The sequence below is a fragment of the Flavicella marina genome, from assembly GCF_009193215.1.
Lineage (GTDB): Bacteria > Bacteroidota > Bacteroidia > Flavobacteriales > Flavobacteriaceae > Flavicella > Flavicella marina.
Map to the genome: position 1 here is coordinate 38,304 of NZ_VYVA01000006.1, position 12,727 is coordinate 51,030.

Below are 12,727 nucleotides of genomic sequence, written 5' to 3' on the forward strand. Positions count from 1 at the left end.
TTAAGGTACTCGACCTTGATTATTAATGAGCTGCAAAATTACACTTTTTTATCAATTCTTGAATGATTTTTTAAAAAAATAATTCTTTGAAGTTTAGCAGGTTAATTCAATGCAAGTTTGTTAAAGTTGTATTTGGTAGGTTCTGGCGGTAGTTTTGAAATTTTCTAACTCTGAATGTAACCAAGAATTGTCTTTTTTTAATTCATCTTGAAGTAATTTTCCAACAGTTTCTGCAGCTTCGAGTGAGGCTTTTACATCTAGAAACAACAGCCTTGTTCTTCGGGCTAGTAAGTCTTCGATGGTTTTCGCGTGTTCATAACGTATTGAAAAGATAAGTTGGCCGATTGTAATTGCATAGTCTTTATGAATTGGCTTTTTGAAACTACTGTTTTCTTTATATAGATTATTTATGAGGATAGCATCTGAACCATATGATTTTAAGTGTTCATAATTGTTTGAGTTTACATCATAACCGTGTAGTTTAAGATGAAGTGTTTTAGATTTCACACGAGGAAGTCCGACAAGAGTCGATGCTTTGTTGATTACATCTTTGGCCATTTTTCTGTAGGTTGTCCATTTTCCTCCCATGATACTAACCAAACCACTTTCGCTGATTTCTATGCGATGTTCACGTGATATTTCTGATGTGTTATTTGAATTTTTGTTTGAAACTAACGGTCGGATACCAGAAAAGACACTTTTCACATCTGTTCTTTTAGGGTTTTTGGTTAAGTATTGTGCTGTGTGGTTTAATAAAAACTCTATTTCTTTTTCTTTCGGAACAGGGTTTATTGGGTAAGATTCTAGTGCGGTGTCTGTAGTGCCCACTAGAACTTTTCCATGCCAAGGAACAGCAAATAATACCCTTCCATCGTTTGTTTGAGGAATCATGATAGCCTTGTTTCCAGGTAAAAAATCCTTATCTAAAACGATATGAATTCCCTGACTTCCTTTCATTAAAGAAGTACATGTTTTTAGATCTTTCTTTCTAAGTGTGTCAGCATGTACTCCCGTTGCGTTGATGATTACTTTGCCTTTTATTTTTTTTTGCACACCAGTTTCGATGCATTCAATAACACCTCCGTCAATTTTTTGATTGGTTTTAGTGAGTTCTTTCAATTGGGTATAGTTCAATAAAGTCGCTCCTAAATGTTCGGCGGTTCGAACCATGCTAATTAGCAACCGTGTATCGTCGAATTGACCATCGTGGTATAAAACTCCTCCTTGTAGATTTTTCTGTTCTATTGTAGGTAAATACTCTATTGTTTCTTCTTTTGACAAGAATATAGAATCACCAAAGCTTTCTTTTCTGGCAAGCAAATCGTAAAGCTTTAATCCTATTCCGTAAAATGGTCCTTCCCACCAATCATAGTTTGGTACGATAAATTCAAGATCCGAAACAATATGGGGAGCATTTCGTTTTAAGATAGCTCTTTCTTTAAGTGCTTCCATTACCAAAGATATGTTTCCTTGTTGCAGATATCTTACTCCTCCATGAATAAGTTTAGTGCTTTTACTAGAAGTACCTTTCCCAAAATCATGTTGTTCAACTAAGAGTGTTTTGTAACCTCTAGACGCAGCATCAATAGCAGAACCAACTCCTGTTGCACCACCTCCTACAATCAATACATCCCAGTGGGTGTTTTCAATGTCTGTCATTATTTTTGTTTTCTAATTGTTGTAACAGCCAACTAGGCCGGTCTGTAGTAATAGCATCCACATTTAAGTGTAAAAAGTGCTTGGCAGTATCCAAATTATTTATGGTCCATGTGTAAACCAAAAGGTTGTTTTTTTTAACCGTGTCAATAAATAGTTTGTCAGCAGTTTTTCCTGCCCAAACATTGAGTCCATCTAAATTTGCTTTTTTCGCTTTAGTAATGTAATCGTTTGTCGATAACGTACTTTTTTTGGTTTCTTCGTTGTAGTCTAAATCTAGCAACCATATTGCTTTGTGTTTTGGTTGTAATTTTTTAATCAATGCTACTATATTATAATCGAAGCTTATAAATTCTATTGTGTGTTGAGGTGTTCTTTCAATTGTATTTAATAGAATAGGAACAATGTCAATGTTACATTTTATTTCGATAACCAAAATACCTTTTTTAGGGATTGTTTCTAGAACATCTTCTAAGGTTGGGATTTTAGTGTTTTTCCATAGTATTCCTTTCCAGTGACCTACATCTAGTTGTGAAAGGGTTTCATAGGTTTCATTTTTTACTTCTAAATACGTGCCTGTAAGTTTGTGTGTATTTGCATCGTGAAAAGCAATAATTTTGTTGTCTAGTGTCAAATGAACATCAATTTCAACTTTTTTTATGCCTTGCTTCCAAGCTAGGTTTATCGCATGCAGTGTGTTTTCCGGGGCGTCAAATGAAGCGCCTCGGTGTGCAATTATTTTTGAATCAAGCTTTTCCATATTAGTACAAGTTTAATGATAAAAAATAGAAAACAGAAGCGAAAACGAGTACTGTTGATAGTATTTGATTATGATTAAATAAAAACTATCAATTTTGTTTATATGTTGGTTTTTCGCATCTTTGTATGACAAAAGATTAAGAATTATAAAAGATAGAAATTATGAAAAATAGTATAGGAATAGGAATAGAAAAGGCAAATGTATTGGCTAAAAAGTTAAATCAATTATTGGCAGATTACCAATTGTTTTATCAAAACGTAAGAGGTTTGCATTGGAATATTAAAGGAAAAGATTTTTTTGAGTTGCATTTGAAATTCGAAGAGTTTTACGACAATGCAGTTGTGAAAATTGATGAAATTGCTGAGCGTATATTGACCTTAGAAGGTGAACCTTTACATACCTTTACAGATTACGTGAAAACTGCAAAAATAAAAGAAGAAAAATCAGTGACCGATGGTACGAAAGGAGTTGAAATTGTGTTGAAAAACTTTGGAGTGCTGATAGCACAAGAAAGAGAAATACTTGCTGATGCCGGTGATGCTGATGATGAAGGTACTGCAAGTTTAATGAGTGATTATATTACCGAAACTGAAAAGGTAATTTGGATGCTGAATTCGTATCTAAAATAAGCTATTAAGACTACAAATATTAAAAGGTTGAAACTTGAATTAGTTTCGACCTTTTTTGGTTTTGAATAAAAATCTAATTTTTGAAAATTCGTAGTAAATACTTTGAATTATTTGTACTTTTAAACATTCTAAAAAGCACACACAGTATTTTTCTATGTATTTGATATTTGACACTGAAACTACCGGTTTACCAAAGAGTTACAAGGCTCCTATGACCGATCTTGAAAACTGGCCTAGATGTATTCAAATAGCTTGGCAGCTCCATGATGATATGGGGCAGGTGATTGAACACGATAATTTTATGGTTCAGCCTGATGGATTTAATATTCCGTTTGATTCAGAAAAAATACATGGTATATCTACCGAATTGGCAGAAGAGCAAGGTATTTCTCTAAAAGAGGGTTTAAGTCGTTTTAACAAGGTTTTAGCACAAACTAAGTTTTTGGTAGGGCAAAATGTGACTTTTGATGTAAATATCATGGGAGCTGAATTTATTCGTGCCGGAATACAACCTAATTTTAAAGCGTTTGAATTTGACTCATTCAACCTTGATGAGTATGATTTTTCTACAAAATCTCCGGCCAATAGAACAATGTCTATAGACGATCTAAACGATCAAGATAAAAATCGTTTAGGTATCTTAGATACTTGTACTGAGATAACCGCAGCAATGTGTCAAATACCAGGAGGTAGAGGAGGTAAATTTAAATTACCAACTTTAACTGAATTACACGAGTATTTATTTGGTGTTGGTTTTGGTGAGGCGCATAATGCCACAGCAGATGTTGAAGCTACAACGCGATGCTTTTTTGAATTGATTCGTAAACAACGATTCACAAAAGAACAACTCGATGTTTCTCCAGAGTATTTCACAGAGTTCAAAACTGTGAATCCAAATCCGATTGAAGTAATTGGGTTAAAGCACTTGAACCTCAAACAAGAAAGCGATAAAATACGCAAACGTCAATCGAAACAAGAAGGAGCAAAAGGAAAAGGAGTTGATGTAAAAGAGAGTTTAGAAAAATTAAAAGAAGTTTCTTTTGGTCATTTACATAACCATACGCAATATTCAATTCTGCAATCTACTATTGAGATTGGAGCACTTGTAAACACAGCAGGTAAGCACAATATGTCTGCTGTTGCAATGACTGATACTGCAAATATGATGGCAGCGTTTCATTTTACAAATGCGGTAGCTGGATATAACAAAGGAATCAAAGAAAAAATAGCGGCAGCTGAAGAAGCTGGAGAGGTTTTTGAAGGAAAGGAGCTAGTACCGATTGTGGGTTGCGAATTTAATGTTTGTAAAAATCACTTAGATAAGTCTCAAAAAGACAATGGTTATCAAGCGGTATTACTTGCAAAGAATAGAAATGGTTATCAGAATTTAGCAAAAATGTCTTCCATCGCTTTTGTCGATGGGTTTTATTACGTACCACGAATCGATAGAGAGGTTATTGAGAAATACAAAGAAGACGTTATTGTTCTAACTGGTAGTCTCTATGGTGAAGTGCCTAGTAAAATTTTGAATATAGGAGAAAAGCAAGCCGAAGAAGCATTGGTTTGGTGGAAAGAACAATTCGGAGACGATTTGTATATTGAATTGATGCGCCATGGCCAGGAAGATGAAAATGTAGTGAACAAAGTGTTGTTGCAGTTCGCAGAGAAACACAATGTAAAAACAGTTGCTACCAATAACACGTTCTATATAAACAAAGAAGATGCCAATGCACATGATATTTTATTATGTGTAAAGGATGGTGAGAAACAAGCAACACCTAAGGGAAGAGGTAGAGGGTATCGTTTTGGTCTTCCAAACGATGAATATTACTTCAAGTCGCCGGATGAGATGAAGGAGTTGTTTGCAGATATTCCTGAGGCAATTACCAATATTCAAGAATTAGTCGATAAGATCACACCTTTTACCCTTGCTAGTGATGTATTGTTGCCTGCTTTTGACATTCCAGAACAGTTTCAAGATTCTAAAGATCTAGAAGATGGAGGTAAAAGAGGTGAGAATAACTTTTTGGCACATTTAGTTTATGAAGGAGCCAAAAAAAGGTATGGAGAAATAACGCCAGAAATAAAAGATCGATTGGATCTGGAGCTCGATGTAATTGAGAAGACAGGGTATCCTGGTTACTTTTTGATTGTAGAAGATTTTATTCGAGCAGCACGTGAGATGGGCGTTTCGGTTGGTCCCGGTCGTGGTTCTGCAGCTGGTTCTGTAGCTGCTTACTGTTTGTGGATCACAAATATTGACCCAATCAAATACGATTTGCTTTTTGAGCGTTTCTTAAATCCAGAACGTATATCAATGCCCGATATTGATATTGATTTTGATGACGAGGGTCGTGGACGTGTGATTGATTATGTGATCGATAAATACGGAGCCAATCAAGTAGCGCAAATTATTACCTATGGTACCATGGCTGCGAAATCTTCTATTCGTGATACGGCGCGTGTGTTAGATTTGCCCTTGTATGAAGCAGATAGGGTGGCAAAATTGATTCCGGGTATGAAACTGAAAAAGATTTTCGGTTTGGATGATAAAGCTTTGGCTGATAAACTGCGTTCGGAGGAAATGGAGATGGTGAATGAGCTCAAGCGTATTGCAGATGGGGCGGATTTGACTGCTGAAACAGTAAACAAAGCTAGGATTTTAGAAGGATCTGTTAGAAATACTGGGATTCATGCTTGTGGTGTCATTATTACTCCAGATGATATTACCAAATATGTGCCGGTTTCTGTGGCAAAAGACTCAGACATGTATGTTACACAATTTGACAATTCAGTCGTAGAGAACGCTGGGTTGTTGAAAATGGACTTCCTAGGGTTGAAGACCCTTACATTAATTAAACATACATGTAAAATAGTAAAAGCGCGTCATAATGTAGACTTAGATCCTGAGTCATTTCCGATAGATGATGTAAAAACCTATGAGCTTTTTCAAAGAGGAGAGACAGTTGGTATTTTCCAATACGAGTCTCCAGGGATGCAAAAATACATGCGTGAACTGAAACCAACGGTTTTTGCAGATTTGATTGCGATGAATGCTTTGTATAGACCTGGTCCTCTTGAATATATACCAAGTTTTATCAATAGAAAGCATGGTATTGAAGAAATTATTTACGATTTACCGGCAGAGGAATACAAGGCACGATTAGCCGAAACTTATGGGATTACGGTCTATCAAGAGCAGGTGATGTTGCTTTCTCAAGATTTGGCTGGTTTTACAAAAGGTCAAGCCGATACGTTGCGTAAGGCAATGGGTAAAAAGCAAATTGCCGTGCTAGCAAAAATGAAACCATTGTTTGTGAGTCAGGCGATGGAAAAAGGGCATGATGAAAAAGCGTTAGAAAAAATTTGGAAAGATTGGGAGGCGTTTGCATCGTATGCCTTTAATAAATCGCACTCTACATGCTATGCGTGGATCGCATACCAAACAGCTTATTTAAAAGCTCACTACCCTGCCGAATACATGGCTGCAGTGCTTTCGAATAATATGAACGATATCAAGCAGGTTGCCTTTTTTATGGAAGAATGCAAGAGAGCGGGAATCAAAGTGCTAGGGCCAGATATCAATGAATCGTATTTGAAATTCTCTGTAAATGAAGAAGGAGCTATTCGATTCGGAATGGGAGCTATCAAAGGAGTGGGTGGTGCTGCTGTAGAAGAGATCATAAGAGAGCGAAAAGAGAATGGTAAGTTTACTTCAATATTTGATGTTGTCAAGCGAATAGATTTAAGAGTTGCAGGTAAAAAAGCAGTTGAAGGATTGATTTTAGCTGGTGGTTTCGACTCTTTTACCGATACACATCGTGCTCAGTATTATGTGTTAGATGAAAAAGGATCCACCTTTTTAGAACGTTCTTTGAAGTTTGGAAGTAAATACCAAGAAAGTCAAAATTCTTCTCAGGTTTCGTTGTTTGGAGAGGCTTCAGCTGTGACATTTCCAGAACCTGATATTCCAGGTTGTGAAACATGGGGTACAATGGAATTGTTAGCTAGGGAAAAAGAGGTTACAGGTATGTATATTTCTGCACATCCATTGGATGACTTTAAAAATGAAATGCGTTTTTGTAATACTACTTTGGGAGCGTTTAAAGAAGATTTGAACAAGTATGTAGGACATAAATTAAATATTGGTGCAATTCTAACAGGAGTTGAACATCGTGTTTCTAAAATGGGAAAAGGATGGGCTACTTTTGTGTTAGAAGATTATGGAGATAGTCATGAATTTAGAATTTTTGGAAATGAATATTTGCAATTCAGACCTTTTTTAACTGAGAATACATTCTTGTATGTGAATGTGATTGTACAAGCGGGTTGGACGAATAAAGAAACCGGAGTTCAAGGAGAACCTCGTTTGAAATTTACAAACTTTATGTTATTGCATGATGTGATGGATGAAAAGTGCGAGAAAATAACCATACATCTAGATTCAAACGAAATCTCAGAAGCCAAAGTGAGTGAATTGTACGAGATACTGGCAGATTATTCTATCGCAGGGAAACAAAAATTGAGTTTTACAATTCGTGAACAAAAAGAAAAAATAGAATTGACTATGCCGAGTAGAGGAATGAAAATAAATGCTTCTACAGAGTTTTTTAATAGGATGGAAAAAGAACAGATTCGTTATAAAATAAATTAAATTTATGGCGGGTATCTATATCCATATTCCTTTTTGCAAGCAGGCTTGTCATTATTGCGATTTTCATTTTTCAACTTCTTTGAAGTACAAGGAAAGAATGTTAGTAGCGATTCAAAAAGAGTTGTTGTTACGTGCTTCAGTTTTACAAAACGAAGTTGTGGAAACGATATATTTCGGAGGCGGAACACCTAGTTTGTTAAATCAGACCGAAATAGATAAGATACTAGCTGTTATTCAAGAAAACTTTTCTTTGAGTACTTCTTTAGAAATTACACTAGAGGCCAATCCCGATGATTTAACAAAAGAAAAAATAATTGAGTTATCCGAATCAAAAATCAATAGATTGAGTATCGGTGTGCAATCTTTTATTGAAGAAGATTTACAGATGATGAATCGTGCTCATAATGCAAACGAAGCCTTGTCGTGTTTGCAACTTGCTGCAAGGTATTTTGATAATATTACTGTAGATTTAATTTATGGAATACCAGGATTGACCAATGAAAAATGGCTCGAAAACCTCACAACGGTTTTTAACTTAAATATTCATCATATATCTTGTTATGCTCTAACGGTTGAAGATAAAACTGCTTTGGCAAGTTTTATCAAGAATAAAAAGTATCCGCCGGTAGATGAAGAGTTGGCTTTGTCTCATTTTACAACCCTTGTAGATGTGGCAGAGGAAAAAGGATTTGTACATTATGAAATATCCAACTTTGGAAAACCGAACTATTTTTCTATGCATAATACTTCTTATTGGCTAGGGAAAAGTTATTTAGGGGTCGGACCCTCTGCTCATTCATATTATAAAGGAAATAGGTATTGGAATGTTGCAAACAATTCTCAGTATATCAAAGCTATTGAAAACAATAAAAGTTGTCTAGAGGTTGAAAACTTAAGTGTTCAAGATCGATTTAATGAAAGTGTCATGATAGGTTTGAGAACTGTTTTTGGTGTTGATTTAAATAATATTGAAATTGAGTATGGTGGTGAGTATTTAGATCATTTAAAACGGGCATCAAATCCATTTATAGAAAATAACACCTTAGAAGTTTTTGAAGGGAAATTAAAAACAACACAAAAAGGTAAGTTTTTAGCAGATGGCATTGCATCAGAGTTGTTTTATGTAAATTAGTTTGTAAGAAAAATTATTTTTTTTGACTCAATAGTTAAAATTGAGATGAATTATTTAAAACGAAATATTCAGAAAATTAAAACTACTTTTAAAGGTAGTTTGACGCCTCATCAATTGGCTTTGAGTTGTTCATTAACTTTGTTGATGACCTTGTTCCCTTTTTATGGGTTTACAATTTTGGTGCTGAGTGCTTTGACGATACCGCTTCGTCTGAATTTACCCTTAATGATTGCGTTGAATTTCCTTTTAGAGCCTTTGCGTTTTATGCTGTTTGTGCCTTTTTTGAAATTTGGGGTTTCTGTTTTTGGAATCGAATCTCATTTGTTGTCTTCTGAGTTTTTTACGATTAGTTTAGATAGGGGGATTATTGAAACGTTTCATATAGTTTCAAATGAAATTTTTTATGCAATTGTTGGTTGGTTGCTTTTGGCAGTACCCTTCAGTGTGCTCGTTTTTTATGGTTTGAAGATGTTTTTGAAAATATATGGAAAGAAGAGACAAACAGTTGTTTTTAAAGATGAATTGGCTAACTTAGAAATAAAAAATGAACATTGAAGAGTTAAGAACATACTGTCTTTCTAAGGCTCATGTGACAGAAGGATTTCCTTTTGATGAAAAAACACTTGTTTTTAAAGTTGCGAATAAAATGTTTGCGTTAACAGGGCTGGAAATGTATCCACCGTCTGTGAATTTAAAATGTGATCCAGACCTTTCTTTGGATCTACAAGAAGAGTACCCTGAAATCACGCCAGGCTATCATATGAACAAAAAACATTGGATTACTGTTCAGTATTCAGAATTGTCAGATGAACTAGTGAAAAAAATGATTGACGACTCTTATGAGTTAGTGTTAAAAAGTCTTACAAAAAAGCTTAGGACTGAGTTGAAATTATAAATATTAGTTTATTGAATTGTTGGCTTAGATTACAATGTTTTTTATACTTTTAAAAGATAATTATAAAAGGAGGGGATTGTGTTTTGGTACCATGAAGATTTAGAAAGATTAGAGAAAGAAATAAATGCATTAGAATACGATCCAAAGTTGGTTTTTTACGGTAGTTCTTCTATTAGATTATGGGAAGGATTGGTACAAACCTATAAAGATTATAAACCGGTAAATTTAGGTTTTGGAGGTTCTACGTTAGGGGCTTGTACTTGGTTTTTTGAGCGCGTGTTTGAAAACATTAAAAAGCCGGAAGCGATTGTTATTTATGCAGGAGACAACGATTTGGGTGATCAAAGACATCCTGAGGAGGTTGTGTTGTTTTTCGAGAATTTATTATTAAAAATAAGAGAGAAGTACGGAGATATACCCTGTAGTTATATTTCGATAAAACCTAGTATAAGTAGGTGGTATTTGTCAGGGAGTATTCGTTATACGAATAGTAATATTAAAGAAATTTGCCTGAAAGATCCGAATTTTCATTATGTGAATATCTATGATGCAATGTTAGATGAAAATGGATATCCGAAAGGAGAATATTTTGTTGAGGATGGCTTGCATTTGAGTAAAAAAGGCTATCGATTATGGGAACAGATTTTAAAAAAACACAAAGAAATTTTTCCTGAAAAGATTCTTGTTAAAATGTGATTTTATTTGCCAAATAACCAAAAGACTAAGTTTATGAAACGAACATACCATAAATGGTTCAGTCCGAATTTAGAAAAAGATATGGAACTTTTGGTGTTTGGTCATGGGGGAGCTAGAGTTATTTTTTTTCCACCGCGAATGGGTCGTTTTTATGATTATGAGAATTGGCATGTTGTCGAAGCATTGAGTGATAAAATTAACGCAGGTCATCTTCAGGTGTTTTGTGTAGATAGTGTTGATGAAGAGTCTTTTTATAATAATTTTAGTCATCCAGGTTATCGTATATTTCGGCATTCTCAATATGAAAAATATATCATTCGAGAAGTGGTTCCCTTAACAAAAGAAATTAATTCGAATCCGCATTTGATTTCTGCTGGATGTAGTTTAGGGGCTTATCATGCTGTTAATATAGCGATGCGTCATCCGCATTTGTTTTGTAAAGTTGTTGGAATGAGTGGTCGATACGATTTGACTGAGTCGAAAGGATACTTTCAAGATTTGCTAAGTGGGTATCACGATACAGATGTGTATTTCCATATGCCCAATCAATATTTGAAAAACCTTACGGATCCTTTTTTATTGAAAGAATTAAAGCGTTTGGATATTATTTTAGCTATCGGTAAAGAAGATTTGTTTTTAGCTAGTAATTTTTTGTTGAGTGGAATTCTCAACTCGAAAGGAGTTTCTCATAAACTATACGAGTGGAATGAAGAAGCACATAAAGCTCGTTATTGGCGAGAAATGGTGAAGTTATACATCTAAGCATTAGCGATAGTAGCGACATCCTTTTTGATTTATTCGAAATTTCGAAACAGACACCTTAGATAAATGCAAGAAGATACAGCAGATAGCGCGACTTTTAGGGAATGCCTAAAAAAAAATTATAGAGATAACTCTGTGTAATATTTATAAAATAAAGGGATGGTTTCTATTCCTTTCAAGAAATTAAATACTCCGAAATGTTCGTTTGGTGAGTGGATAGCATCGCTATCTAGACCAAAGCCCATGAGTATAGATTTACTTTTCAATTCATTTTCGAATAAGGCTACAATCGGAATGCTTCCTCCGGAACGTTGTGGAATTGGACTCGTGCTAAATGTTGCTTGGTATGCTTTTTTTGCGGCTTGATAACCGATACTGTCGATTGGTGTAACATAGGGATGTCCGCCATGGTGAGAAGTTACATCGACTTTTACCGATTGTGGAGCGATTTTTTTGATATACTGTGCGAACAATTCTGATATTTCTTCATGGTTTTGACCAGGAACAAGTCGCATTGAGATTTTTGCATGCGCTTTTGATGGAATTACTGTTTTTGCTCCTTCTCCAGTATATCCACCCCAAATTCCGTTTACATCTAATGTTGGTCGGATAGAGTTTCTTTCGTTGGTCGAGTAGCCTTTTTCGCCATGCACATCAGTAATTTCGAGAGCGTTTTTGTAGTCATCTATAGAAAAAGGCGCTTTCGCCATTTCGGCTCTTTCTTCCATTGAAAGTTCTTCAACGTTATTGTAAAAACCTGGAATTGTTATTTTATTGTTTTCATCTTGTAGTTTTGAAATTAACTGACTGAGAATGTTGATCGGGTTGGCCACAGCACCACCATACAAGCCAGAATGCAAGTCTCGGTTTGGCCCAGTAACGGTAACTTCCATGTATGATAGACCTCTAAGGCCTGTTGTGATCGAAGGTTGGGAGTTAGAAATCATACCTGTATCAGAAATTAGGATGATATCGTTTTTTAGTTTGTCTTTGTATTCTTTTACGAACCATTCTAAACTGGGAGAACCAATCTCTTCTTCTCCTTCAATCATGAATTTTACATTACAAGGTAGCGACTCGTTTTGAACCATGAATTCAAATGCTTTTATGTGCATAAACATTTGCCCTTTGTCATCAGAAGCACCTCGTGCAAAAATGGCACCATCAGGATGTGTGTCAGTTGGGAGTATTATTGGTTCAAACGGAGGGGAGTTCCATAGATGAATTGGGTCGGCTGGCTGTACATCATAATGACCGTATACCAAAACAGTTGGTAGGTTTGGATCTATTATTTTTTCGCCATAAACAACTGGATATCCCGGGGTGTCAAATACTTCTGTTGCGTCACAACCTGCATCGGATAAGTTTTTTTTGATCAACTCTGCAGTGTCTAAAACGTCTTGTGTAAAGGCTGTGTCTGCACTAATTGAAGGATGTTTGAGAATTGTAAAGAGTTCTGATAGAAATCTATCTTTATGATTTTCAATGTATTGTTTTGCGTTGTTCATAGCGATGAAAAAAATGTTTCTCAAAAATAAGAAAA

Annotated in this window: 10 protein-coding genes; 7 read left to right on the forward strand and 3 right to left on the reverse strand. The window is 35.2% G+C overall.

The genetic code is table 11. The features are described 5' to 3' along the window. Positions 1–120: 120 nt before the first annotated feature. Positions 121–1,659 carry a glycerol-3-phosphate dehydrogenase/oxidase gene (locus tag F6P99_RS11995; RefSeq protein ID WP_152287735.1) on the reverse strand — a complete coding sequence of 513 codons (1,539 nt, stop codon included), beginning with the start codon at positions 1,657–1,659 and terminating at the stop codon, positions 121–123. Beyond that, on the reverse strand, positions 1,646–2,416 hold the full coding sequence (locus F6P99_RS12000; protein WP_152287736.1) for a glycerophosphodiester phosphodiesterase family protein: 771 nt from the start codon (positions 2,414–2,416) through the stop codon (positions 1,646–1,648). Before F6P99_RS12000 ends, F6P99_RS11995 begins: the two co-directional genes overlap by 14 nt. Positions 2,417–2,577: 161 nt before the next feature. Here F6P99_RS12000 and F6P99_RS12005 point away from each other — a divergent pair, with 161 nt between their 5' ends. From F6P99_RS12005 to F6P99_RS12035, 7 genes are all read left to right on the forward strand, one after another. Then, positions 2,578–3,045: a Dps family protein gene (locus F6P99_RS12005; RefSeq protein ID WP_152287737.1), complete on the forward strand. Its 468-nt coding sequence runs from the start codon at positions 2,578–2,580 to the stop codon at positions 3,043–3,045. Between the two features lie 154 nt (positions 3,046–3,199). After that, complete coding sequence (gene dnaE / locus F6P99_RS12010; protein ID WP_152287738.1) at positions 3,200–7,699, forward strand: DNA polymerase III subunit alpha; 4,500 nt, start codon at positions 3,200–3,202, stop codon at positions 7,697–7,699. Positions 7,700–7,703: 4 nt separating this feature from the next. Continuing rightward, the gene (gene hemW / locus F6P99_RS12015) at positions 7,704–8,831 is read left to right on the forward strand and encodes a radical SAM family heme chaperone HemW (protein ID WP_152287739.1); all 1,128 of its coding nucleotides are present in this window, start codon (positions 7,704–7,706) and stop codon (positions 8,829–8,831) included. A 45-nt stretch (positions 8,832–8,876) separates the two neighbouring features. Next, positions 8,877–9,386 carry a DUF2062 domain-containing protein gene (locus F6P99_RS12020; RefSeq protein ID WP_152287740.1) on the forward strand — a complete coding sequence of 170 codons (510 nt, stop codon included), beginning with the start codon at positions 8,877–8,879 and terminating at the stop codon, positions 9,384–9,386. Beyond that, a complete protein-coding gene (locus F6P99_RS12025) occupies positions 9,376–9,726 on the forward strand; it encodes an MmcQ/YjbR family DNA-binding protein (RefSeq protein WP_152287741.1) in 351 nt (116 codons plus the stop codon). Before F6P99_RS12020 ends, F6P99_RS12025 begins: the two co-directional genes overlap by 11 nt. 78 nt (positions 9,727–9,804) lie before the next feature. Continuing rightward, entirely contained in the window at positions 9,805–10,422 is a 618-nt protein-coding gene (locus F6P99_RS12030; protein ID WP_152287742.1) for a GDSL-type esterase/lipase family protein, read from the forward strand. 33 nt (positions 10,423–10,455) lie between these two features. Continuing rightward, positions 10,456–11,184: an esterase family protein gene (locus F6P99_RS12035; protein WP_152287743.1), complete on the forward strand. Its 729-nt coding sequence runs from the start codon at positions 10,456–10,458 to the stop codon at positions 11,182–11,184. Between the two features lie 119 nt (positions 11,185–11,303). On the opposite strand, the gene F6P99_RS12040 is transcribed toward F6P99_RS12035, so the two are convergent. Further along, the gene (locus F6P99_RS12040) at positions 11,304–12,692 is read right to left on the reverse strand and encodes a dipeptidase (protein ID WP_152287744.1); all 1,389 of its coding nucleotides are present in this window, start codon (positions 12,690–12,692) and stop codon (positions 11,304–11,306) included. Between the last annotated feature and the right edge of the window lie 35 nt (positions 12,693–12,727).